General features: G+C 70.0%; 22 protein-coding genes and 1 other RNA gene. 7 read left to right on the forward strand and 16 right to left on the reverse strand.

Annotation, left to right across the window (positions count from 1 at the left end; translation table 11 throughout):
- Positions 1–1,013, reverse strand: a 1,013-nt coding sequence (locus tag R2N01_RS03480) for a UvrD-helicase domain-containing protein (protein ID WP_316668507.1), incomplete at its 3' end; no start/stop codon positions are given.
- A gap of 249 nt (positions 1,014–1,262) precedes the next feature.
- On the opposite strand from R2N01_RS03480, the gene R2N01_RS03485 reads away from it, so the two are divergent.
- From R2N01_RS03485 to R2N01_RS03495, 3 genes are all read left to right on the forward strand, one after another.
- Entirely contained in the window at positions 1,263–1,469 is a 207-nt protein-coding gene (locus tag R2N01_RS03485) for a cold-shock protein (protein ID WP_316668510.1), read from the forward strand.
- Between the two features lie 227 nt (positions 1,470–1,696).
- Complete coding sequence (locus tag R2N01_RS03490) at positions 1,697–2,698, forward strand: PP2C family serine/threonine-protein phosphatase (protein ID WP_316668512.1); 1,002 nt, start codon at positions 1,697–1,699, stop codon at positions 2,696–2,698.
- 50 nt (positions 2,699–2,748) lie between these two features.
- Positions 2,749–2,976, forward strand: coding sequence for a DUF3107 domain-containing protein (locus R2N01_RS03495; protein ID WP_316668514.1), 228 nt, complete (start codon positions 2,749–2,751; stop codon positions 2,974–2,976).
- Positions 2,977–2,995: 19 nt separating this feature from the next.
- Here R2N01_RS03495 and R2N01_RS03500 read toward each other — a convergent pair whose 3' ends face one another.
- The gene (locus R2N01_RS03500) at positions 2,996–3,742 is read right to left on the reverse strand and encodes a ferritin-like fold-containing protein (RefSeq protein WP_316668515.1); all 747 of its coding nucleotides are present in this window, start codon (positions 3,740–3,742) and stop codon (positions 2,996–2,998) included.
- Between the two features lie 243 nt (positions 3,743–3,985).
- Between R2N01_RS03500 and R2N01_RS03505 the strand changes: the two genes are divergently transcribed.
- On the forward strand, positions 3,986–5,500 hold the full coding sequence (locus R2N01_RS03505) for a DEAD/DEAH box helicase (RefSeq protein ID WP_316668517.1): 1,515 nt from the start codon (positions 3,986–3,988) through the stop codon (positions 5,498–5,500).
- A 64-nt stretch (positions 5,501–5,564) separates the two neighbouring features.
- Here the strand turns inward: R2N01_RS03505 and trpS are convergent, their stop codons facing one another.
- Positions 5,565–6,677, reverse strand: coding sequence for a tryptophan--tRNA ligase (gene trpS, locus R2N01_RS03510; RefSeq protein ID WP_316668519.1), 1,113 nt, complete (start codon positions 6,675–6,677; stop codon positions 5,565–5,567).
- Positions 6,678–6,892: 215 nt separating this feature from the next.
- Positions 6,893–7,774 (reverse strand): PHP domain-containing protein, encoded by an 882-nt coding sequence (locus tag R2N01_RS03515; RefSeq protein WP_316668521.1) that lies wholly within the window; start codon positions 7,772–7,774, stop codon positions 6,893–6,895.
- Between the two features lie 97 nt (positions 7,775–7,871).
- Between R2N01_RS03515 and R2N01_RS03520 the strand changes: the two genes are divergently transcribed.
- Positions 7,872–8,342: a DUF2505 domain-containing protein gene (locus tag R2N01_RS03520; RefSeq protein ID WP_316668523.1), complete on the forward strand. Its 471-nt coding sequence runs from the start codon at positions 7,872–7,874 to the stop codon at positions 8,340–8,342.
- Between the two features lie 150 nt (positions 8,343–8,492).
- Here the strand turns inward: R2N01_RS03520 and R2N01_RS03525 are convergent, their stop codons facing one another.
- Entirely contained in the window at positions 8,493–9,014 is a 522-nt protein-coding gene (locus R2N01_RS03525; RefSeq protein ID WP_316668524.1) for a DUF6912 family protein, read from the reverse strand.
- A gap of 81 nt (positions 9,015–9,095) precedes the next feature.
- Between R2N01_RS03525 and R2N01_RS03530 the strand changes: the two genes are divergently transcribed.
- On the forward strand, positions 9,096–9,572 hold the full coding sequence (locus R2N01_RS03530; RefSeq protein WP_316668526.1) for an Rv3235 family protein: 477 nt from the start codon (positions 9,096–9,098) through the stop codon (positions 9,570–9,572).
- A gap of 17 nt (positions 9,573–9,589) precedes the next feature.
- Here the strand turns inward: R2N01_RS03530 and secA are convergent, their stop codons facing one another.
- The 4 genes from secA to R2N01_RS03550 form a co-directional block, all read right to left on the reverse strand.
- The gene (secA, locus tag R2N01_RS03535; protein ID WP_316668574.1) at positions 9,590–12,385 is read right to left on the reverse strand and encodes a preprotein translocase subunit SecA; all 2,796 of its coding nucleotides are present in this window, start codon (positions 12,383–12,385) and stop codon (positions 9,590–9,592) included.
- Between the two features lie 195 nt (positions 12,386–12,580).
- Positions 12,581–13,177, reverse strand: a complete 597-nt coding sequence (gene hpf, locus R2N01_RS03540; protein WP_316668528.1) for a ribosome hibernation-promoting factor, HPF/YfiA family — start codon at positions 13,175–13,177, stop codon at positions 12,581–12,583.
- Between the two features lie 203 nt (positions 13,178–13,380).
- Entirely contained in the window at positions 13,381–14,088 is a 708-nt protein-coding gene (locus R2N01_RS03545; protein WP_316668530.1) for a phosphoribosyltransferase family protein, read from the reverse strand.
- Positions 14,089–14,219: 131 nt separating this feature from the next.
- Complete coding sequence (locus R2N01_RS03550) at positions 14,220–14,786, reverse strand: YqgE/AlgH family protein (RefSeq protein WP_316668532.1); 567 nt, start codon at positions 14,784–14,786, stop codon at positions 14,220–14,222.
- A gap of 384 nt (positions 14,787–15,170) precedes the next feature.
- Here R2N01_RS03550 and R2N01_RS03555 point away from each other — a divergent pair, with 384 nt between their 5' ends.
- A complete protein-coding gene (locus R2N01_RS03555) occupies positions 15,171–15,857 on the forward strand; it encodes a hypothetical protein (protein ID WP_316668534.1) in 687 nt (228 codons plus the stop codon).
- Positions 15,858–16,631: 774 nt separating this feature from the next.
- Here the strand turns inward: R2N01_RS03555 and ssrA are convergent.
- The 7 genes from ssrA to ftsX all read right to left on the reverse strand — a co-directional run bounded on the left by ssrA (position 16,632) and on the right by ftsX (position 23,908).
- Positions 16,632–16,998: a transfer-messenger RNA gene (ssrA, locus tag R2N01_RS03560) on the reverse strand.
- Positions 16,999–17,080: 82 nt separating this feature from the next.
- Positions 17,081–17,509 (reverse strand): excalibur calcium-binding domain-containing protein, encoded by a 429-nt coding sequence (locus R2N01_RS03565; RefSeq protein ID WP_316668535.1) that lies wholly within the window; start codon positions 17,507–17,509, stop codon positions 17,081–17,083.
- Positions 17,510–17,767: 258 nt separating this feature from the next.
- The gene (locus R2N01_RS03570) at positions 17,768–18,709 is read right to left on the reverse strand and encodes a PfkB family carbohydrate kinase (protein WP_316668536.1); all 942 of its coding nucleotides are present in this window, start codon (positions 18,707–18,709) and stop codon (positions 17,768–17,770) included.
- Between the two features lie 4 nt (positions 18,710–18,713).
- Positions 18,714–20,150 (reverse strand): cytosine permease, encoded by a 1,437-nt coding sequence (locus R2N01_RS03575; protein WP_316668537.1) that lies wholly within the window; start codon positions 20,148–20,150, stop codon positions 18,714–18,716.
- A gap of 218 nt (positions 20,151–20,368) precedes the next feature.
- Positions 20,369–22,321, reverse strand: coding sequence for a DUF2207 domain-containing protein (locus R2N01_RS03580; protein WP_316668539.1), 1,953 nt, complete (start codon positions 22,319–22,321; stop codon positions 20,369–20,371).
- Positions 22,322–22,383: 62 nt separating this feature from the next.
- Complete coding sequence (gene smpB, locus R2N01_RS03585; RefSeq protein WP_316668541.1) at positions 22,384–22,863, reverse strand: SsrA-binding protein SmpB; 480 nt, start codon at positions 22,861–22,863, stop codon at positions 22,384–22,386.
- Between the two features lie 127 nt (positions 22,864–22,990).
- Positions 22,991–23,908 (reverse strand): permease-like cell division protein FtsX, encoded by a 918-nt coding sequence (gene ftsX, locus R2N01_RS03590; RefSeq protein WP_316668545.1) that lies wholly within the window; start codon positions 23,906–23,908, stop codon positions 22,991–22,993.
- Between the last annotated feature and the right edge of the window lie 21 nt (positions 23,909–23,929).

Here is a 23,929-nt window from a genome sequence, read left to right on the forward strand (position 1 = left end):
GTGCCCGGCCCGCCTGGCCGGTCAGGGCCGGGCACGACCGGGCGGCCGAGCGGCGCCTCCGCGGGGTTGCGCGCGAGCACGCCGTTGACCGCCTCCAGCAGGCCCGGGCCGTTGCGGTGATTGCACTCGAACCGGACGATCCGGGGCTCCTCCGCGCCCGGCGCGGCGAAGCGTTGCGGGAAATCGGGGACGGCCCGCGGGTCGGCGCCGCGGAAGGCGAAGACACGAGTGCTGGGATCTGCCGCGGCGACCAGGGGGACGCCCAGCTCGTGCACCTGCGCGAGCAACCCGATCTGGGACCGGTCGAGCTCGGCGAACTCGTCGACGTAGACGCCCCGCAGATGCGAGGAGACCTCGGCCGCGACCTCCTCGTCGAGCAGCAGGAGCCGTGTGCGGTGAACGAGCTCGGCGTAGTCCCAGACACCCTGGCCATCGAGGACGTCGAGGTACTTCTCGAAGAAATGGCCGAGTCCGACCCACTGCGGGCGGCCGGTGCGCTCGCCCAGCGCGATGAGATCGCCCGGGTCTAGGCCGTACTGGCGCGCACGGGCGATGCCGGTGCGGACCTCTTGTGTGAAGGCGTGCGTGCGCAGGGCCGGGCGGACATCGACGGGCCACAGTCCGGCGCCCTCGCCGACGAGCAGCTCGCGCACCTGCATCTCCTGCTCGGGACCGGTCAGGACACGGGGGATCTCGCCGGTGCCGCCGCGCGGCCCGTAGGCCGACTGCAGGGCGAGGCACCAGCCCGGCACGGTGGTCATGCCGGGCGCCGGGGGGGTGCGCCCTCCCGGCGCGTTGGTCTCGGCGCGAAGAGGGGGCGGGGCCGCCCGCGACCTGGGGCGCAGGGCTAGCCGGTCGAGTCCGGTGCCGGACTCGACCGCGGCGATGACGGAGCGGACCAGAGCGGTGCTCTTGCCGGTGCCCGGGCCGCCCGCCGCCAGGACGGCGGCGTGCGGCCGCGAGGCGGCCTCGAGGAAGGCCAGCTGGCACCGATCCATCTGCTGCTCCGGCATGCCCTCAATGCAAGCACGAGCCACCGACAGTTCCCCCGCGGGCCGGCGCACAGACGCCTCGCAAATGTCGACATCACGGCCATGACAACGACTTTTCAGAGCATCGTCCTTTCCCCGGGGCCCTGGTGTGTGGAAGGATGGGGGTACTGTTCGAGCCGGAACCACTTCGGCTGATCTCATTGGAAACGGTGTGTGAAACGAGCAGCGGGCCGTCGACAGAGGTCCGAGAGCAAACGATAGGGAGTTCACGTGGCCACCGGAATCGTGAAGTGGTTCAATGCGGAGAAGGGGTACGGCTTCATCGCCGTGGACGGTTCGAGCGACGATGTTTTCGTCCACTACTCGGCCATAGAGACCAGCGGTTTCCGCTCTCTCGACGAGGGCCAGAGGGTCGAGTTCGACGTCGCCCAGGGCCCGAAGGGCCAGCAGGCCGAGCACGTCAAGCCGCTCGGCTGAGCAGCATCGGTCCACTCGGATTCGGCGGCGGGGAGGCCTGCCGCCCCGCCGAGCGGGGTCTCTTCGTCCTGCCCGTGGCAGGTCGCCTCCGCTCTCGCATAGGATGCTGAAGGTTCATTTCGAGCAGGACCGCCCGGATGCGCACCCCGACTGATGCGGTGCGGTGATTTCCCGTTGGAGTGCTGCGGGTGATGGACTGGAGTGCACATGCCGATCAGGGAAGCCGAATGACCACCGACCCACGAGCCGCAGGGCGCGACGATCTGCGTCGTGGCCCCGTGGCGTGGGCCGGGGGCGCGTCGAACGTCGGCGCCAAGAAGCCCCCCAACCAGGATGCGCTGGCCATCGCGGCCACCAACACCGCCGCCCATCACAGCGCGATCGCGGCCGTCTCCGACGGCGTCTCCACCTCTGCCCATTCCGAACTGGCCAGCCAGATCGCCGTCGACGCGGCGACCGATTCCCTGATCAGCGCGCTCACGCGCCACCCGGCCGTCAGCGATCCCGACGACCTGTGCCTGGCCATGCGCATGGCCTGCCTCACCGCGCAGGACGAGATCGTCGCGCGGGCGGGCGACGACCCCGACGGTTACGCCTGCACGCTGGTCCTGGCGCTCTTCCACCGCGGCCTGGTGATCGTCGCCAATGTCGGCGACTCGCGCGCCTACTGGTTCGGCGACAATGGCACCAACATGATCCTGACCACCGATGACTCGATGGCCCAGTTGAGCATTGCGCTCGGCACGCCCCGCGAGATCGCCGAGGCGAGCGCTCAGGCGCACGCCATCACCAAGTGGCTCGGCCCCAGCACTCCGGGTCTCGACCCGACAACCGCCGCCTTCCGGGTCGCGGAGCCGGGCTGGTTGATGGTCTGCACCGACGGCCTGTGGAATTACGCCTCCGGCGCCGACGAGCTCCGCGGCGTCTTCGACCGTCTGCCGGTCGACGCCGATGCCAGTGCCGAGAAGCTGTCCGTCGCGCTCGTCGACTGGGCCAATGAGCGAGGTGGCCACGACAACATCAGCGTCGGCCTCATCCACATCGACAGGACCGATCTGCTCACGGCGCCGGCCCCGGCCGAGCAGGCGCCCCTCGGGCCCGCGTCCGAGCAGCCCGCGGACCCCTCGCTGAGCCGTGCGCCGGCCAGTGCCGTCACCGCGGACGACCGGGCCCTCGAGGGATCCCCCGATCTTTACGACACCCCTCCCCAGCCCGAGCTCCCCCTCTGAGCCGCCCCGGCGCCCCTCGCCCCCCGGTGAGCGCCGGGTACCGTTGAGGCGTGGATATCAAGATCGGCATCGAGAACATCACCCGCGAACTGTCCATCGAGACCGACCAGTCCCGTGAGGACGTCATCGCGGCCCTCAACGCCGCCCTGACGGAGGAGAACGGGCTGCTCACCGTAGCCGATGCGAGGGGACGCCAGGTCGTCGTCCCCGCTTCGCGCATCGCCTACGTCGAGTTCGGTCAGGAACACGCCCGCCAGGTCGGCTTCGGCGCGGTCTGAACCCGGCGCCGGGCCTCACTCAGCTGCCGAGCCCGAGGCGGGCGAGGCGCTTGGCGTGCCCGGCCATGAGCCTTTCGAGGAGTTCACTGACGACCCCCAGCTCGTCGCCGGCCGAGGTGACGGCGCCGTTCCCGACGGCCGCGTGAGCGACCAGGGAGGTGAGTTCGACCTCGCGGGCCACGAGGCGCTGGATCTGGCCGATGGCCTCGGCCGCGAAGCGGCGGCCGTACAGTGCCAGGGCGCCGGCTGACGCCGGATCGGCGTCGAGGGCCTCCGACAGGGCGCGCCCGACGAAGTCGCTGATGCGCCATGCGCCGGGGCCGGGCTCGATCAGCGCGGCGAGCCTGCCGTCCAACCGGTCGCGGATGGCGGCGATGAAGTCGGCGCGCAGCCCGTTGACGAGCAGCGCCCGTAGCGCGCAGGCGGCCCAGTCGCGCGCCCTGGTGGCGCGGGCGAAGGCGTCGAGGGCCTCGCGGTAAGGCCGCAGGACCTCGGTGAGTACCAGGTTCTGCGCGGCGATCTGCTCGCCGATGCGCTCGAATCGCCCGAACTGGTCGGCCGCAAGCGTCGCCACGTCGATGCGCTGGGACAGCGTCGGGGCCATGGGCGCCGAGGCCGTGAGCATCTCGAAGTCGACGAGATCCGCCTGGGCGGTGAAACCGAGGAGCTGGGCGCCGCCGGCGGGCAGCTCGATGGGGGCCGGCGCGCGGCCCTCGCCGGAACGGTGCTCCGCGACGTTCTGCTGGTTGTCCGGGTTGATGCTCACAGGACCCAGACTAGCGGTCCCCGGCCCGATCGGACCGCCCGGAACACCGTCAGCGGGTAGACTTGTGACGGCGCACACCCGTGCGCCCCGTGCACGACCCGTCCCGGTGGTGCTGTACCGCACGCCATCAGGCGCGCTCCGGGCACGCGCGGCGAGCTTTCGTCCACCCGGCTCCTCCGCGGCGCGCTCGCACAGACCACCACAGCTTGTCCTCCGCCTGACGCGGGGGCGGAGAACCAGTACATGACCCTTCCGACCACTGATCCCACGGCCGCCGAGAAGAAGGCCGCCTTCGCCGATCTGGGCGTGGCCTCCCCGATCATCGATGCCCTTGCCGACAAGGGCATCGAGCATCCCTTCACCATTCAGGAGATGGCCATCCCGATCGCCCTGGACGGCGCCGACATGATCGGCCAGGCCCGTACCGGCACCGGCAAGACCCTTGCCTTCGGCATCCCGATCCTGCAGCGCATCGTCCTTCCGGGCGACGAGGGCTTCGACGACCTGGAGGACTACGGCAAGCCGCAGGCCCTCGTCATGACCCCGACACGCGAGTTGGCCATGCAGGTCGGCGACGACCTGGCCACCGCCGCTGCCAGACGCGGCGCCCGCATCGTCACCATATACGGCGGTGTCGGCTACGAGGGCCAGCTCGACGCGCTGGCCGGGGGCGTCGACGTCGTCGTCGGCACCCCCGGCCGTCTGCTCGACCTCGTGCACCGCCACGAACTCGACCTGTCGAGGGTGGGCATCGCCGTTCTCGACGAGGCCGACGAAATGCTCGACCTGGGCTTCCTGCCCGATGTCGAGGCCCTGCTCGATCGCGTACCGTCCAGCCGCCAGACGCTGATGTTCAGCGCCACCATGCCGGCCGTCATCATGTCGCTGGCCCGCAGCCGTCTGAACCAACCGGTGCACATCCGCGCCGAGAGCCAGAGCGCGCAGATGACCGTGCCGCAGACGACCCAGTTCGTCTACCAGGCCCACGACCTCGACAAGCCCGAGATCATCGCGAAGGCCCTCCAGGCCAGGGGCATGCGCAAGATGATGATCTTCACCCGCACCAAGCGCGCCGCCCAGCGCCTGTGCGATGACCTGCGCGAGCGCGGTTTCGATGCCGCCGGTCTGCACGGCGACCTGAACCAGGCCCAGCGGGAGAAGACGATGAAGCGCTTCCGCGAGAACAGGATCACCGTCCTGGTCTGCACCGATGTGGCCGCCCGCGGCATCGATGTCGACGACGTCACGCACGTCGTCAACTACGAGGTGCCCGACAGCCCCGAGCAGTACGTGCACCGGATCGGCCGCACCGGTCGGGCCGGTCACGAGGGCATCGCCGTGACGCTCGTCGACTGGCAGGACGTCACCCGCTGGAAGGTCATCAACAAAGCCCTCGACCTGGATCTCCACGAGCCGGTCGAGACCTATTCGACCAGTGAGAACCTTTTCACCGACCTCGACATCCCGGCCGGCGCCAAGGGCCGCCTGCCCGGCGCCGAGTCGCGCGCCGAGGTCGAGCGCAGGCACCGCGCCGAGCGCGCCGCCGAGGACGGGCGTCACGACGGTCGCCGCCAGGGCAGGAGCGGGCACGGCCACGAGAAGCGCCACGGCGACAAACACGGCAAGAAGGACGACGGCAAGTCCAGGAACAAGGACCGCTCCGACCGCCCGCGCCGCAAGCGCCGCCGCACTCGCAACGGCAATCCGGTCGACGGGGCGGCCGGCAAGGGCGGCAAGAAGAAGACCGGCAGGGACTGACCCGGCTCCGGTGCTCCGGCCCGGCGCCCGGAAGGCCACTCACCGTCCGGGCCGGAGCCTGGAATCAGTAGTCCATCCCCATCGCGGCGCGTACCTCCCCGAGCGTGGCGCCAGCCACCTCGTTGGCGCGCTGGTTGCCGGCATGCAGCACGTCGCGCAGGTAGCCGGGATCGGCGACCAGCTCGGCTCGGCGGGCGCGGATCGGTGCGAAGTAGTCGTTGAGGGCCTCGGTGCAGGCCCTCTTCAGGCCGCCACCACCGCCGTCGCCGATGCGCTCGGCCACGTCCTGCGGGGTCTGGCCGGTGGCCAGTGAGGTGAGCAGCACGAGGTTGGAGACCTCGGGACGGCTCTCGGGGTCGAAGGTGATGCGGCGATCCGAGTCGGTCTTGGCCTTCTTGATGAGCGCGGCCGTCTCGTCGGCGCTCATGCCGATCTCGATGGTGTTGCGACGCGACTTGCTCATCTTCCCGCCGTCCAGGCCCAGGATGGCCGACGATGCGCTGAGCAGGGCGTCGGCCTGCGGGAAGACGGGCGACTGGGGCGCTGCGCGGCCGTAACGCTCGTCGAAGCGGCGGGCGATGAGCCGGGTGATCTCGATGTGCGGCAGCTGGTCCTTGCCGACCGGGACCAGGTTGGCCTTGCAGAACAGGATGTCGGCGGCCTGGTGAACGGGGAAGGTGAGCATGAGGCCGCTCATGGCGCGACCGCCGGCGTGCTCCATCTCGTCCTTGACGGTGGGATTGCGGCGCAGCTCGGACTCGGTGACCAGGCTCAGGAAGGGCAGCAGCAGCTGGTTGAGGGCGGGGACGGCCGAGTGGGTGAAGATCGTCGTCCTGACCGGGTCGATGCCGCTGGCCAGGTAGTCGGCGATACCGCTGAAGACGTTCTCCCGGATGGCGCCGACGTCGTCGCGGTCGTAGATCACCTGGTAGTCGGCGATGACGAGCATTGCGGAGACGCCGGCGTTCTGCAGGCGTACGCGATTGGCGATGGAACCGAAGTAGTGACCGATGTGCAGCCTGCCGGTTGGGCGGTCGCCGGTCAGCAGGCGGTAGCGTTGCGGATTCTTCGGGATGTCCGCCTCGATGGCGTCGCTGCGCCTCTGGCTGGCGCGCAGCGACCCGTCGGACATCGAGTCGGCGACCGTGTCCGCCCCGCTCTTGGTTGCTTCCGACATGGTGTCCTTTCCCAGGGCCCTGGCGACCGCCGAGCATGACGAAGGACCGCCTCGGGCGGCCGTGTGCGTGAGGGGAGAGTGAGCTGGCCGCGTCAGCGGCGCCACCAGCACCGTGTGCGCGGCGCGAAGGGATCCGGGCTCAACTGCATGACTGGGAGTCTACCCGCTCCGGTCCCGGGCCCCGGCGCCGACCGGCCGGTGGGCGCGAGACGGGCTCAGAGGCGGTTGAGGATCTGCTCGACGGTGCCCAGGTCGCCGCCGCGGGCGGCGATGCGCTCGGTGACCTCGTGCAGGGCCGACGGGCGGGTCGTCTCGCAGCCGATCTCGTGACCGGTCTTGCCCCTGCCGTGGTAGTCCGACGAGCCGGTACGGACCAGGCCGAGGCGGCCGCCCAGGTCGAAGAGCATGCGGCGGGTCTCCTGATCCTGGTCGGGGTGGTCGACCTCGATGCCGTCCAGTCCGTGCTCGCGCACCATCCGGGCGATGAGCTCGGGAGCGACCGCCTCGCTGTTGCCGCGGATCCACGGATGGGCCATGACCGCCACGCCACGGGCCTGGTGGACCAGATCGATCGCACGACCCAGGTCGAGCGTCTCGCGCTCGACGTAGGCGGGCCCGCCGTTGTACAGATACGCCGCGAAGGCCTCGTCGCGATCGGCGACGTAGCCCTTGACGACGAGCGCGTCGGCGATGTGCGGGCGGCCGATCGTAGTGGCGGCACCGGCCTGTTCGAGGACGTCGGACTCGGTCAGGTGCATGCCCAGGGCCTCCAGCTTCCCCAGCGTATCGCCGACGCGCGTGGCACGCGAGGCCCGCATGCGCGACAGTTCCCCGCGCAGCGGCTCGGCCCACGGATCGCAGCCGTAACCGAGCAGGTGGATCTGAGCGTCACCGCTGTGGGTGCTGATCTCGATGCCGGGCAGCACCGCGACACCGAACCTGCGGCCGGCCTCCTCCGCCTCGGGAAGCCCGTCGAAGCAGTCATGATCGCACAGCGCCACGACCGCAACGCCGTTGCGCTGGGCCTTGCGCACCAGCACCGTCGGGCTGTCGGTGCCGTCGGAGACGTTGGAGTGGGTGTGCAAATCTATTCGCATGGTCACTATTCTGCCCCGCTCGTAGCGGGCGGCAGCGCCGCGACCACGCCGGGCTCCGTCCGGGGCGGGGGCCCGGCACAACCGGCACAATGGTGGCATGGATTTGAATGTTCGTCACGAGTACGCGGCATCCCCCGACGCCGTGCACGCCATGTTCACCTGCCCCGAATACCTTTCGAGCCTCGGCCGGGCCTCCGGCATCGCCGTCTCGGTCGAGAACCAGGGCGACGTCAGTTCACTGAGCGCCCAGGCGAAGGCCCCGGAGCAGATCCGGGCCATGGTGGGCGAGACGATCAAAGCCGACGCCCGTATCCTGTGGGAGCGCGATGGCGAGGGCTGGAGGGGCGTCGCCGAGGTCGCCAGGCTCAAGGTTCCGGCGCAGATCTCCGCGCGGGCCGAGCTGCGGCCCGGCGGTGCCGGCACGATCGTCGAGTATTCCCTGGCCGTCTCGGTGACGATCCCCTTCATAGGGAAGAAGGTCGAGAAGATGGCCGAGCCGCGCATCCGCGCGGCGCTCGAACTCCAGAAGAGCACCGGTGACGCCTGGCTCGCCGAGCATCAGGGCTGACCGGGCGCCGCCCGTGCCGTTCGCTCCCTCAGCGGGCCGGCAGCTTCGGGGCATGCCCGGAGGACCTGCTGCCTGCTCGCGGGGGCGGCGAGCGCGAGGCCGTGGTCCCCGGTCCGGGCGCGCGTCGTGCCCGCATCCGGCCGGCCCCGGTCAGCCCCGGTCCGTCGCGTGCCGGTCGATCCAGTCGGCGAGCTCGCTGATGTCGTGCCACAGGAGAGGCTCGCCGAGCAGGTCCTGCACGGCGGCCCGGCCCCAGGCCTCGTCGATGCCCAGTCCGGCGGCGGCTGCCGCGGCCGGGCCGGCATCGACTCGGTCGTCGTCGGCGAAGAACGCCTCGACCTGGCGGGGCGCGAGCTGACCGAGCGAGGCGGCGCCATTGGCCGTTTCGGCGTCGTCGACGGGCCGGCCGAGCAGGGACGCCGGCAGCTGGGCCGACAGGACGAGCCGGCGCCCGGTGAGCGACAGCGCGCTGACGGAGGCCACCTGCAGGGTCGCGAGCTCGGCCTCTTCGCTGTCGGGCTCGACCCCGAAGGTGCGGCACAGGGCCTGGTCGGCGACGAAGACGGGCACCGGGCCCGGCAGTGGTTGGTGCCGCACGGCCAGCCGGCGCGCCCGGGACTCGTCGACGGGCACGAGGACGATCCGGCGGGCTTCTCGGCGCCGATCACTCATATGTGCCTCCCCTCGTCCCGAAGTTTTCCACAATCGGTGAGACACTGGCGCGATGTCCCGCCGATCAGGCAGGCTTGGGCCATGGCTGCCCCCACCCCAACGGCCGATGATCATTGCACCGTCCGGCGCTCCGATGAGGGTGCGCTGTCGATCAGTGAGTTCTCCCCGCGCCCCCGTACGGATCCGTGTGCGGATCCCTCCGCCAGGGCCAGCGCCGAGGCCGCGTCCCGCTTCGCCCTGGCGCTCGCCGAGGTCCTGGCCGGTCAGCGCCCCGCCGCCCAGCTCCTGCCTCTGAGCTGTTCGAGGACCATCACCGAGCTCATCCGCATCCAGGCCGAGCGGCCCTTCGTCGGCGCCCGCCTGCATTCCATGCACATCGGCAACTCCGCATCGGTGGACTCGGCCGAGATCGTCGCCTGCTACGAATGGCGCCCCGGTGAGGGCCGCGGCACCCGCCTGGTGTGCGCCGCCTTCATGATGACGCGCACCGAGGGCGGCTGGGCCTGCCGCGAACTGACGATCGGGGTGCCCAATCTCGGTTATCCCGACGAGCACTGATCCCCGCCGGTCGAGGCTCAGCGCACGTTCGGGTTCCTGCCGTGGCAGTGCTTGAACTTCTTACCGGAGCCGCACGGGCACGGCTGGTTGCGCCCGACATTGGCGTAGGGATCGGGCTCCTCGTCGTCACCGCCATCGCCGCCGCGACGCCGCTCGACGTCCCCGTCCTCGCCGGGGGCGGAGTAAGCCATCCTGCTCGGGCCCCGCTCCTCGAGGCCCTTGATGACGGCACGGGGCCCGGACCCCTCCTCGGCCCCATCGCCGCCGGGGCCGTCGAGGCCGGACAGCAGTGATTTCGCGTCGACGACCTTGCCGTCGCCGTCGCGGCGCTCGCCGACGGCCGGGGAGTCCTGCTTCTCGACCTCGATGTTGAACAGATAGCCGACGACCTCCTCGGCGAAGGCGTCGCGCATCGCGTCGAACATGTCGGCGCCTTCGCGCTTGTACTCGACGAGCGGATCGCGCTGGGCCATGGCGCGCAGCCCGATGCCCTCGCGCAGATAGTCCATCTCGTACAGGTGGTCGCGCCACTTGCGGTCGAGCACGGTCAGCCAGACCTGACGCTCGAGTTCGCGCATGACGTCCTCGCCGAGGTTCGACTCGCGGGTGTCGTAGGCCTTCTGGGCGTCCTCCTTGAAGTCGTCGATGAGCTCGGAGGCCTCCTCCGCGTCCTCGTAGTCGGACTGGTCGAGGCCGACCGGGTAGAGCTGCCTCATGTCGTTCCACAGGGCGTCGAGATCCCACTCGTCGGCGAAGCCCTGCGTGTGCAGCTTGACGGTCGCGGCGACGACACGATCGACGGTCGAACGCAGCATGCCCTCGACGTCCGCGCCCTCGAGCACCGTGCGGCGGTCGCCGTAGATGACATGGCGCTGGCGGTTCATGACGTCGTCGTACTTGAGGACGTTCTTGCGCATCTCGAAGTTCTGGCCCTCGAGCTGCTTCTGAGCGCTCTCGATCGACCTGGTCAGCATGCGCATCTCGATGGGCTGGTCATCGGGCAGGCTCATCGAGGTCATGACCCGCTCGACGGTGTCGGCCTTGAACAGGCGCAGCAGGTCGTCCTCGAGGGAGAGGAAGAACCGGCTCTCGCCCGGGTCGCCCTGGCGTCCGGAACGGCCGCGCAGCTGGTTGTCGATGCGGCGGGACTCATGGCGCTCGGAACCGATGACGTACAGGCCGCCGGCCTCGACGACCTCCTCGTGCTCGTCGGCGACCTGCCCGTCGAACTCCTTGAGGGCCCTGTTCCACTCGGCCTCGTAGGTGTCGGGATCCGAGACGGGATCGATGCCCTTCTTGCGCAGCTCCTGGTCGGCCATGAACTCGGGGTTGCCGCCGAGCATGATGTCGGTGCCCCGACCGGCCATGTTCGTGGCGACGGTGACGGCGCCCTTGCGGCCGGCCTGGGCGACCACTGCGGCCTCCCTGGCATGCTGCTTGGCGTTCAGCACCTGGTGGGGAACGCCGGCCTTGCGCAGACGACGGGACAGCTCCTCGGACTTGACGACGGAGGCGGTGCCGAGGAGAACCGGCTGACCGGCCTCGCGGCGCTCCACGACGTCCTCGATGATGGCGTCGAACTTCGCGTTCTCGGTGCGGTAGATCAGGTCGGACTGGTCGGTGCGGATCATCGGCTTGTTCGTCGGGATGACGATGACGCCCAGACCGTAGATCTTCTGGAACTCGTCCTCCTCGGTCTTGGCCGTGCCGGTCATGCCCGAGAGCTTGTCGTACATGCGGAAGTAGTTCTGGAGGGTGATCGTGGCGAGCGTCTGGTACTCGTCCTTGATCTGCACGTCCTCCTTGGCCTCGAGCGCCTGGTGCAGGCCCTCGTTGTAGCGGCGCCCCTCGAGGACCCGGCCGGTGTGCTCGTCGACGATGAGCACCTGGCCCTCGATGACGACGTAGTCGCGGTCGCGCTTGAAGAGCTCCTTGGCGCGGATGGCGTTGTTGAGGTAGCCGATCAGCGGGGTGTTGACCGACTCGTAGAGGTTCTCGATGCCCAGGTCGTCCTCGGTCATCGAGATGCCGTGCGCCAGCACCGAGACGGTGCGCTTCTTCTCGTCGACCTCGTAGTCGACGTCGGGCTGCAGGCGGCGGGCCAGACGCGCGAACTCGGGGTACCAGCGCTTGTTCTCGGCGGCGGGGCCGGAGATGATCAGCGGGGTCCGGGCCTCGTCGACGAGGATCGAGTCGACCTCGTCGACGATGGCGAAGTTGTGCTCCCGCTGGACGCAGTCGGAGAGCTTGAGGGCCATGTTGTCTCGCAGGTAGTCGAAGCCGAACTCGTTGTTGGTGCCGTAGGTGATGTCGGCGCCGTAGGCCTTGCGGCGCTGGGCCGGTTTGAGACTGGACAGGATGACGCCGGTGTTCAGGCCGAGGAAGTGGTGCACGCGGCCCATCTGCTCGGACTGGGACTGGGCCAGGTAGTCGTTGACGGTGACGACGTGGACGCCCTTGCCGTCGAGGGCGTTGAGATAGCTCGGGGCCAGGGCGACGATCGTCTTGCCCTCGCCGGTCTTCATCTCGGCGATGTTGGCCTGGTGCAGCGCCGCGCCGCCCATGATCTGGACGTCGAAGGGGCGCTTGCCGAGCACGCGGTTCGTGGCCTCGCGAACCGTGGCGAAGGCCTCGGGCAGAAGCGTGTCGAGGGACTCGCCGTTGTCGAGGCGCCGGCGGAAGTCGGCGGTCTGGCCGCGCAGCTCCTCGTCGTCCATGGCGAGATAGTCCTCCTCGATGCTGTTCACCTGGTCGGCGATGCGCGCCAGCCGCTTGAGGGTCCGGCCTTCACCGGCGTGAAGCAGGCGATCCATGAAGCTCACGAGTCGGTTTCCTATCGTCCGTGCGTGAAGCCGCGCGCGCAGGCGCAGCCATTCCTGCCATCCTATGCGCGCCCGGCCCGGGACCCGAGGGATCGGCGGGGACGGCCGGTGATCAGGGCCGAACAGGGCTGCCGGCCCGGCCCCCCGGTGAGGGGCCGGGCCGGCATCGGCCCGCGGGCCGGCGGGTCACTTCACCTCGAGGTGGATGACGCCGTAGTTGTACGCCCTGCGCCGGTAGACCACGCTCGGCTGGCCGGTGGCCGCATCCTGGAAGAGGAAGAAGTCGTGGCCGACGAGCTCCATCTCGTCCAGGGCCTGGGCGAGCGTCAGGGGCGTCGTCTCGAAGGTCTTCTCGCGGACGACCAGCGGGCCGTCGCCCTGGACGGTCAGGCCCGCGACCTGACGGACCCCGGGCCCGGGCTCGGCGGCGGGAGCGGCGGACTCGGCGACGGGCAGATCCTGGATGCGCAGGCCACGGCGGTTCTTGCGGCGGTCGGCGGCGCGGCGCAGTTGAGCACGCAACCTGTCGAGCGCCTTGTCGAAGGCGAGCATCTTGTCCTCGGCCCTGCCGCTGGCCCGGACGACCGGGCCCTTGGCGCGCAGCGTTATCTCGCACCGGACCGCGGAGGACGGATCGCCCTTCGCGTCCTGGGCGGTGAACTCGACCTCCGTGCGGATCACGCGATCACGCAGCTTGGAGATCGATTCCTCGAGCCGGTGGGCGACCACTTCCCGTGTGTCGTCATTGATGCTGCAGCGACGTCCGGTGACTATGACATCCATGTCAGTATCCTTTCGGTTGCGGACACTCGATCCCGCCCGTCCGGGCCCGCACCACACCAGAACAGCTGTGCCACGGGCCCGGAGACGGCGATGGCACGGAGCGTGCGGTCCGCGGTCAGGAACCGGTCGCCGCTGTCTGCCGTGCCATGCCCATAAGCTACCCACTTTCGGCACGGCGCGGGAGTGGACAGGCTGTGTTCCCCCTATTTCTTCCATCGCTCCGGCAAGGGAGTTTGTGCCACCGATGCGCAGCCGAGCACCCTCGCGCCCGCCCGTTCCAGGACCCTTACCGCCTCGGCCATGGTGGCGCCGGTGGTGATCACGTCATCGAGCACCACGACGGGCGCGCCCGGCAGGGGGACCCCCCGCGGAGCGTGCGGGCGCATCGCCATGGTGCCGGCCTGGGCCGACCGGCGCTGATGCGAGTCGAGGCCGACCTGGTCGGGCACCGCTCCGATGCGCAGGAGCGCCGGCCAGTACCGCGATCCGGTTCGCCGTGCCGCTGCTCTCGCCAGCGAGGCCGCATGGTCGATCCCCCGCTCACGCGCCCGCAGCGGATCCGCGGGCACGGGGACGATGAACGCCCCGGAGGGGGCCTCGCCGCGGTCCGCGAGGACCGCCAGCACCGCCCGCGCGACCAGTTCGGCCAACGGACGGCGCAGCGTCCACGCCCCCCTGTCCTTGTAGGCGATGACGAGCCTGCCGGCGACGGGGCGGTAGAGCGCACCCGACCAGAGGGGCGGAGGCGCCGGGCCCGGCAGCGGGGCGTGGCGCCTGAGCGGCTCGGGCGGGAGTTTCTCGCGGCATCCGCCGCACAGTACGGCTCCGGGCCGCCCGCACGCCGCGCAGCAGGAGCCCAGCAGCAGGTCGAGACCCGCGTCGGTCAGTTCCGCCAACCATCCGGTCCCCATGCCCTGATGGTGCGCGCGAAGGGGCCGAGTCGATCAGACGCGAGCAGCCGGACACGGCCCTGCCGGAAAACTGCGAGACGGGCCAGGCGAGGGGCCGGGGGACCGCCGCGCCGACGGGCACCGGCAGCGGTTCAGTTCAGTTCGGGGCTCGCGGTGAAGGCGCTCAGCAGGGCGGCCTGACCGCCGAGGCGGCGCAGCACCCGGCGCCACAGGTCCTCGGTATCGGCGCCGAAGATCTCCTCCTCGCGCGGGGTCGTACGCAACCAGGCGCCGTGGCGGATCTCCTCGACCAGCTGCCCGGCCTCCCAGCCGCAGTAGCCCGCGAAGACGCGGACATCGGAGAAGGCGCCGGCGGCCAGCTCGACCGGGGTGTCCAGATGGAGCACGCCGATGTCGCCCACGATGCGGCGCCAGCCGAGCGGGTCCTCGCCGGGATCGAGCACCTTGGCCAGGCAGAGGGCCCCGTTGGGCAGCACGGGACCGCCGGCGAAGAGCACCTGCGGGGGGTTGAGCTGGGACTCCCAGTCGGGCAGCACCTGCGCGACCGGCATCGGGGAGGGCTTGTTGAGCGCGACGCCGATGACGCCGTCGTCGTCGGACTCGAGCAGCAGGACGACCGACTGGTCGAAGAAACCCGCCCCGTCGGGGTGGGTGCTCACGAGGAGCTCCCCCCCGACGATGCGCTGCTGACTGCTCACACATCCAGTGTGGCACGGTGCGGCGGTCCGGGGCCGGGCGCGGCTGGGCAGTCGGGTCCGATCACGTGGCACTCCACTGCCGCATGGCAGGCGAGGAGCGGCTGGAGCGGGCCGCCACGGCATCCATCCTCCTGCATCCGCCTGCCGGCTCGATACCGGCCGCGCACCGGGCCACAACCTCCACTCGTAGTCAGACGGTACTCTGGGTCCCAGAACCGCTCGTCCGCCACTACTCCGCCCCGGGCCTGCCGCCCCGGGCGCGGGCTTCTGGTGCGTCCCGTCCGCAGCCACGTGGACCGGGTGACGGTCTCCTGCCCCGCACCAGGTCCGCCTGGCCGACGGCGCATGACGGCCCGCAACCAACTCACGTCCGACAGGAGCACAGTGAACAGACTCACCGTCGTCCGACCTGACCCGCGCACCCTCGACGTCTACGGCACCGACCGGTACGAGATCGCCCCGGCCTGGGGGCCGGGCATGATGTCCGGTCCCCACCGGGCCGGCGCCTGCTATCTGACCGGCAGCTCCAGCGGCATCGTCGTCGCCATGGGCTGCCAGATCGGCTGGACGGATCTGGCCGGTCGCAACCGCATGTGGTCCTCCGCGACGCTCGCGCCTTGGGCGGCAGGCCCCCTCTCGGCCACGGGGCTGGGTCAGGCCACACCATGGCACATCTCCATATCCCACGGCTTCGTGGGCTTCTACAGCCGTCAGAGGGCCGGCGACCGGCTCGTCCAGCACGTGTCCAGGCGAATCACCAGCCCGATGAGCGAGGGCGAGCTCCGTCCGACCGCCATCGCCGCATCCGGGCGGCGGGTCGTCGTCGCAGTCGGCCAGCAGATCTTCGTCGACGAGCGCAACGCCTACAGGACCGCCCAGCGCGGCCGATACCCCTGCTGGGAAACCTACATCGGCTCCACTCGCCGAGACCCCCGCCCCTGGCTGGGCGACCTCTGGACGATCACCTCAGCCACCGACACCTACCGGCCCGTCGCCATGCGCCGCCTTCTCGGCACCGTCCCCGGCACGGCCGCCGATGCGCTGGCACTCACCATCGACGCCCTCAACTGATCCACTGCCCGATCCGTGCCCCTGAGAGCGACATCTCTCACACCTCCAGCGTCCCCGCGGATCACGACTCCACGCGCGAACTGGGACGCACACAGGTCATGCGAAAGCGCGGCCGCTTCTCGCAGAACCTCCTGCGGGCACGAGAACCGCCCGACGAGGAACGGGGGTTCTCCGGGCGGTACGGCCGTCGTGGGGCGGGATGGTCCACTGGTTCGGGCATTGGGGGCGTCGCGCTGGAGGCGGTCCGGTGCGGGGATGGCTGCGTCGACGCCGCGGGGGCGTGCAGGACCGCCTCGGCCCTCAATCCTCACAAGCGGACAGGTGTTCAGTACGCTTCTTCCGCCCGATCAGGATGGCGGCCTCTTCGGAGGCGGCATCGACCCGCATGACCCGATCATGTCCCGGACGACGCGCTGAATCCATGAAGGGCACGGCCTTGTGCCGCAGTGGCCACAGCACCGGGTCTCACCTGCCGAACGAGTCCGTGAAGCATCGAGCGAAGCGAGATGCCGCTGGCATCTGCCCCGCCCGCGGCATCTCGCGCCGCGCGCTCAATGCAGTCGAGCCCATCGACGCCCGGAGAGGGGCAGGACGAACGATTTGAGGCATGAAAAAGACTCCGCACGAAATTTACCCGTGCAGAGTCTTGAAACGCCTCCGGTGGTTTCTCAAAGGTTCACAGAGACGAGACGGGGGCGACCGCTTGCAACGGTCGCCCCCGAATCTGCGGACAAGCGCAAACCCATTTCCTCACGAAACAATGTTCAACGCTTCTGGTGGAGGTGGCGGGAATCGAACCCGCGTCCTGACGAGGCGGACCAGGTCTTCTCCGGGCGCAGTCGACTAGACGGTCTGCTCGGCCCCCGCACTCACGTCGACGAGTTGCGGCCGGGCCCAGTCCGGGAGGAGTCCCCAGCGGTCCCCCGGACACGAACCACTGGGCGAGCCTTCTGAATGAGGCCAGGGACCGGGCGGAAGGCTGCACCCGGGCTGACCCTTCGGTCGCTGATCAGGCAGCGAGAGCGAAGTCAGTGCGATTGGTATCGGCACTTATTGGTTCCAGAGGACATTTACGAGTTGACTCTGGATTCTCGGCCCGCTTCCCCTGGAGCTACCACTCCAGTCGAAACCGATCACCCCCTGTTGAGTTGTCATCCACCGCAACGAACCGCAGTGGTGGCTGAGGATCAATGTTACCCGCTGGGACACCGGAACGGAACCGCTCATTCGCATGCGATCCCGTCCCCATCGCGGTCGAGGGCGGAACGGTAGCCGGGATCGCCGCTGTACAGCGGAGCCGCCCCGGCGGCACGCGCAGCGTCGCAGTTGCCGTAGTAGACGTAGCCCCCGCCACCGCCCGGTGCCGCACCCCCGCCGCTGCCCGCCTCCGAGTCCGTGCCGCCGCCGGAATCCGCATACTGAACCGGAGTAGTGACGGTGGCCGTCACCTGCTCGGTCACCGTGACGGTCGGCGCGGGAGTCTGCCGGGGTGTCGCGGTCTGAGTGGCCGTCACCGTGGTCACCGACGAGACGGTCACGGTCGACTCGGACGCCGCGGAGCCGCCCGCCTGACCGCCCATGCAGCCCGCGAACAGGGCGACGACGCCGATACCGACGACTGCGCCGAATGGATGACGCCGTGGAGGACTCATTCACGACCCGCTCTCGGTTGCCGGATGGATCAGGGCGCCCCGTGGCGCCCTGGCCGGCACCGGTGGGCGATCCGCTTGAGCGGGGCGGACGCGGAGCGCGGGAGAACCGGCTCAGTCATCGAGCCGCTCCCAGCCGGAGGAAAGCTCCTGCCCAGGAGGATGGCTCATTTTCCTACGAGTCCCTCAAGCGAATGGCACCCCACCAATGCCAACGGCATGATCATAAACAAGGTGGCAATGAGGGATGTCCCTGACGTCTCAGTCAATAGCAGCATTCCGCATATCCGACCTGGCGGGGGCGGTGGCGGGACCCCGGACCGTGACGGAGAGAGCGGCCGCCTCGTTGGCCGCCGTCAGGGCCCGGCCGAAGTCGGAGCCCTCGGCCAGACGTGCGGCGAGCACACCGGTATGGGTGTCACCGGCGCCGGTCACGTCGACGGCATCGACGACATCGGCCGGGACGGGCACGAGGCCCCTCAGCTCACCACCAGTCGCAGTGCAGCCCTCGTCGCCGGCCCGGATCACGAGCACGGTCGCGTCCCGCAGACCGAGACGTCGGCGCACCGAGTGGTGGAGCTCCCCGCCCGACGGTTCCGCGCCCGCAACGAGCAGCGCCTCGCGAGCGCTCAGTGTCAGGACGTCGAGCACGCCGACGGCGGCCCCCATCGCCGGGGTCGGTATGTCCAGCACGAGCGGACCGGGATCGAGGACGACGCGGGGACCGGCGCCGTGGTCGCCCAGCCAACCGGTGATCGTCGGACCGCTCACCTCGTACATGAGGTCGTACCCCGAGACGCACAGCACGTCGCCGGCGCCGGGCCCAAGACCGGCCAGGTCCTCCGGCCGCAGCCTGCCCTCGGCGCCGGGCACCGTCACATAGGTGGGGTCCGAGCCGGGGACGTGGAAGGCGACGCAGTAGCCCGAGTCCTCGTCCGGGTCGGTGGGCCCGCCAACCGTGACGCCCTCGCCGGTGAGCGCCTCGGCAACGAGCCGCCCGTAGGGGCCCGAGCCGATGCGCCCCGCGTAGACGGTGGGTACGCCCTGCCTGGCGGCGGCGGCGACCACGTTGAAGCCACCGCCCACCTGGACCCGCGAACCCGAGGCGATGACGTCGCCGCCGATCCGGGGCAGCTCCGGCACGTCGACGCGGAGGTCGACGATGATGGACTCGAGCGAGATGACCCGGCCGGCGCGCGTCATGGTCCTACAGCCGCTCGGTCCCGACGGGGCGCCTGATGAAACTGCGGCCGATGGCGTGGAGCCCCGCGCCCGTCAGACCGGCGACGAGCCAGCCCATCGAGTTCCTGCCCAGCCAGGTGCCCGCGAACGGCCCGGCGAACCACACCTGTTCGCCGACTGCGGCGGTGGTGAAGCACAGACCCAGGACGATGGCGATGATCCACGAGCAGAGGGCCGGCCGGTTCACGCCGCCCGTGTACCAGTAGGGGCTGCCCCTGCCGGTGTCGGTCAGCCCTTTCGTGTCGTAGACCCTGCGGGTGGCCAGGTCGACGGCGACCACGCCCGCCCATGCCGTCAGGCCAACTGCGAGCAGTGCGAGGAAGGTGGTGAAGGGACCGTAGAAGTCCTCGGCCATGACGGTGATGTACAGACCGCCGGCGAGCACGAGTACGCCGTCGATGCACACGGCGGCCATACGGGTGACCCTGATGCCACCGGTCAGCAAGTTCAGGCCCGAGGAGTACAACGACAGATCGGCCGCCGCGATGAGGCCGAAAGCCGCGGCCAGCAGATAGGGGACGAGCATCCAGACGGGCAGACTGGCGCCGATGGCGGCGACCGGATCGGATGCGGAGGCGAGCCCGGGATCGGAACCGGCCATGAGGGAGCCCATTGTGATGAGAACGACCAACGGGATGCCGGCGCCCCCGACGACGGCTGCGATCAGTCGTCCGGACGAGGACGTGCGGGGCAGGTAGCGCGTGTAGTCGGCGCCGGCGGCGACCCAGCTCAGGCCGGTACCGGCCGCGATGTGGCCCAGGGCGCCGAGCAGGGACGAGGCATCGCCTGTCGGCAGGGCGCCCACGGCGGACCAGTCGACGGTCACGGCCAGGAGGATGATGACGATCAACGTCAGGGCGCCGAAGACCCAGGTGATCCACTTCTGGATCCACATGATCGTTGCATGGCCGAGCAGACCGATGACGGCAGCGATGACGACCACGAGCAGGATGCACACGACGACGACGGGCGTCGTGGCGGGCACGCCGCTGATCTCGAGCACGGCCAGCAGGGCGAAGCCGGCAGTGGTGCACATGGTCGTCTCCCAGCCGACGAAGCTGATCCAGCTGACCAGCGTGGGGCCCCAGTTGCCGCGCACCCCGAAGACGGCGCGCGATGCGGTCAGGCCGGGCGCACCGCTGCGCCTGCCGGCGGTCGACAGCCACCCGACCAGCGCGAAGGAGCCGCAGGCGCCGATGACCGTCACGAACAGCGCCTGGACGGCGTCCAGCCCGTAGAAGGTGACCAGGGCGGCACCCATGATGACGCCGAGCACACCCATATTGGCGCCGAACCACACCCAGAACAGGCCCGCGGGACTGCCGCGGCGCTCGCTGTCGGGTACCGGTTCGATGCCCCGGGTCTCGATACGCCCGACGCCGCTGGCCGTCTGCTCACTCATGCGGTTGTCCTCGCCGCCCGTGGGGATCCCACGGCCGTCCCTCGGGGAGCCGGGCCCGCTGAGCGGGACGACCGCGTGGGAGTGCTCGCCCGTTGCGCGATCGCTCACCGGCGGAGAACGACCCGGTCACCGTGTTTCCGGCGCGGGAGCGCAGAATCGGATCAGCTCCGGAAGGCACGGCCGACCCACCACCGGCCCGGCTCCCCACCCGCTTCACGTCACCAGCTGCCCGCGCCGCCGCCTCCGCCGCCACCGCCGGAGAAACCGCCGCCGCTGAAGGCCGAGCCGCCGCTGGAACCGAAACCGCCGCCGCTGAACCCCGAGCCGCCGCTGGACGGCACGGGCCCGGCACCGGTCCGCATGGAGTCGACCATCGTCCCGATGAAGAAACCGCGGTGGAAGGAGAACGGGTCGCCGTAGTACCAGCTCGGCGGGGTGTCGGGGATGCGTCCCAGGGCGACGAGCTGATCGCAGATCCGGGCCCAGCGGTCCGTGAGGTCGAAGGCGATGGCCCAGGGGAGGTACTGGCTGAAGATGTCCTGGCCCTCCTCGAACTGGATCTGATCGGCCTCGGCCGTCTTCAGGTACTCGTAGAAGCCGTCGACCTGGTCGGTGAGGGCCCGCCCGAGGGCCGTGCGCTGGCCCCTGCGGTGGATGCGCCGGGCGCCGACGCCGAAGACGGCCGCGGCCAGCAGCAGCCCCAGCAGGACACCTGTGCTCGGGCCCACATCGCCGAACAGCGTGCTGGTGATCGCGCGGAGCATCCCTCCTCCCGCGACCCAGAACACGACGATCGTGAAGATGAGGATGAACTTGCCGGTAAGCGGGCCGGTCGAGCCCCCGCCGACCCTTCCGCTGTGCCTCATCAGACCGAGATCCTTCGCCGAGTCGTTCACCTCGCGGCTGAGCTGCCGGCTGGCATTGAGCAGCCTGCCCGGCTTGTGCAGAGCCACTTCGCCCGGGCCGGCGCCGGACGAGAGGGCCTTGGCGCCGAAGACATCCCGCAGGAACTCCTGCTCGAACTGCTGGGTGGTGCGTGAGGCATCGATCAGGCGCGCATAGGTCTTGGCGCCGTCATCCTCGGCGCGCAGTTGGATGGCGCCGCGCACGGCCAGGTCGACGAGCACCGCCGAGGTCTCGCGGGTGCCGATCTGCCCGTCGATGAGCAGACCGCCCACCGCCACCGGCAGATCGGGCGGGACGACCCGCACCGGGATGGTCTCACGGTCCTCCTTCGTGTCAGGACGCACCTGCGCCGTACCCGGATCGGTCGGCACCGTGCCCGGCGGCACGTCGGTGAAACGCTCATCGCGGCGACGGCGCCCGAGCACGACCAGCCCGCCGACGGCCGCAGCCGTACCGGCACCGCCCGTCACGAGCCCGGCACGCAACGCCTTGGTGGCATTGGACACGGCCGCCTTCTCCAGGTGCGGGGTGTTGTCGGAGACCAGGCCGGCGGTGATCTCCGCGGAGACCGTCATCATCTCACCGGCGGCCTTGCCGTTCTGGGTGAAAACAGCCTCGCCGCCGGTGATGGACTGGCTGGTGCACTCGCTGGTCGACCCGGCCGCGCCCGCGTAGCAGCGGGTCTCCTGGACTCCCCCGGGTACGTCGACCGTCACTGTGATCCGGTCGGTGGCGGGCGTCTCGGTGCCGACGACATCCCAGTAGAGCTCGTCGTAGTCGCCCGAACTGCGCAGCGCCCCCGAAACCGTGTACCCGATCGTATAAGTCGCGGTGGCCGCGGTGATGCGAGTGTTGGCATCACCGATCCTGATCGTCTCGGTGCAGTCACGAGGATCACTCCTGGCGCAGGAGGTGCTGGTGGTGAACTCGTCGGACGCGTCGGGGCTCGACACCGAGACATCGGAGATCCCATAAACGGCGTCCTGCTTGTCGCTCTCAGCGCCGTAGGGCTCACGCGTGGGCAGCGTGCGCGTGATACCGTGGCGGCCCGAGCTGGAGCCGAAACGCCACACGAGCGTCTCGGACACGTGCAGCAGACCATCGGCACCGACCGCGTACGTGACGTTCCACGAATCAACGCTGTCGGAGGTCTGCGCCCGCGCCGTACCCGGCACCAGCAGGACGGCGATCATCAGCACGGCCCCGACCAGAGCCGCGCCGGTACGGCGCACCCGGCCGGCGCCGTGCCTCCTCGATCCGCTCATCGCTGCGCTCCTCCCACCGTCCGAATCGTCGGTCCCGGGGTGCGGCCGGCGACATCCTGGCATCATCCGTTCCTCTTGTTCCGATCGGCGAGCTCGCGCTGGGCCTCGCGGTTCATGTCGCGCTCCCGGATCGACTGGCGCTTGTCCCATTCCCGCTTGCCGGTGCCGACGGCGATCTCGACCTTGGCACGACCGTCCTTGAAGTACATGGACAGGGGCACGAGGGTACGACCCGAACCGGCGAGCTGGCGCTCCAGGCGCGCGATCTCCTTGCGGTGCAGCAGGAGCTTGCGCTTGCGCAGCGCGGTGTGCCCGCGCCGCCAGCTGCCCATGGAGTACTCGGGGATGTTGGCCTGGCGGAGCCACACCTCGCCGTCGTCGACGGTGGCGAAGGCGTCGGACAGCGAGGCGCGCCCGTCGCGCAGCGATTTCACCTCGGTGCCGGTGAGCACGATGCCCGCCTCGAGCCGCTCGCCGATCGAGTAGTCGTGCAGCGCCCTCCTGTTGCGGGCGATCATCCTCTCGCCCCTCTCGCGCGGCATGCTCGCTCCCTCCGCCGGTGTCCTGCTCTGTCCGAACGGGTGGGCCGGTGACCCGTCCGGCCCGGTGCGGGCACCACACTACAAGGAACGGCCCGCATCCGAACGGGCAGCCGACAGCCGGGCCCGATCAGACGCGCAGATACTTGCGGGTGACGACGAGTGTCGGAACGATCGACAGCACCACGCCGAGGACCAGTACGACGAGCATCGCCCGGCCGGTCTGAACCCAGCCGATCCAGCCGAACGAGGCCGTGGTCAGCTGCGAGCTGAGCCTGTCGACGACGAGCGACTGCAGTCCCGCCATGGCCCCGCAGGCCAGGACCGAGCCGATCACGCCGGCGAACAGGGCCTCGAGCAGGAAGGGCAACAGGATGAAGGTCGTGGACGCGCCGGCCAAGCGCATGATGGCGATCTCGCGACGGCGAGTGAAGGCGGACATGCGGATCGAGTTGGCGATCTGCAGGGCACCGGCCAGCAGCAGCACGCAGGCGATGCCCATCGTCCCCCACTTGAGCGCGTTGATGACGCGGAAGAACGGGTCGAGCATCGTGTGCAGGTCCTGGACGGCCTGCACGCCGTCCAGCACCGAGAGCTCTGCGACGACGCCCTGGTAGTCCTGGGGGTCCTTGAGCTTGACGCGGAAGGACTCCTGCATCTGCTCGAGGCTCAGCGTGTCCTTGACCGGGTTGTCGCCGTAGGCGCCCTGGAACTCGTCGTAGGCCTCCTGCTTGGTCTGGTAGTAGATCGTCTCGACGTTCGGGTCGGCCTCGAGTACGGCGCGGATGGCCTCGCGCTGGCCATCGGTGACGTTCTGGCCCTCGGTGCAGTTGCCCCCGACGCCGCTGGCTGCCGAGTCCTGGTTGCACAGGAAGGCCGAGATCTCGATCCTGTCGTACCACTCGCCCTTGAGCTGATCGACCTCGGCGATGATCATCAGGCTGGCGCCGAACAGGGCCAGCGAGACCCACATCGTGACGATGACCGAGAAGGTCATCGACATGTTCCGGCGCAGGCCGGACCAGGTCTCACGCAGGGTATGGCGCATCGGCGGACTCCTTGTCTGTGT

Source organism: uncultured Propionibacterium sp. (genome assembly GCF_963539965.1).
Classification (GTDB): Bacteria; Actinomycetota; Actinomycetes; order Propionibacteriales; family Propionibacteriaceae; genus Propionibacterium.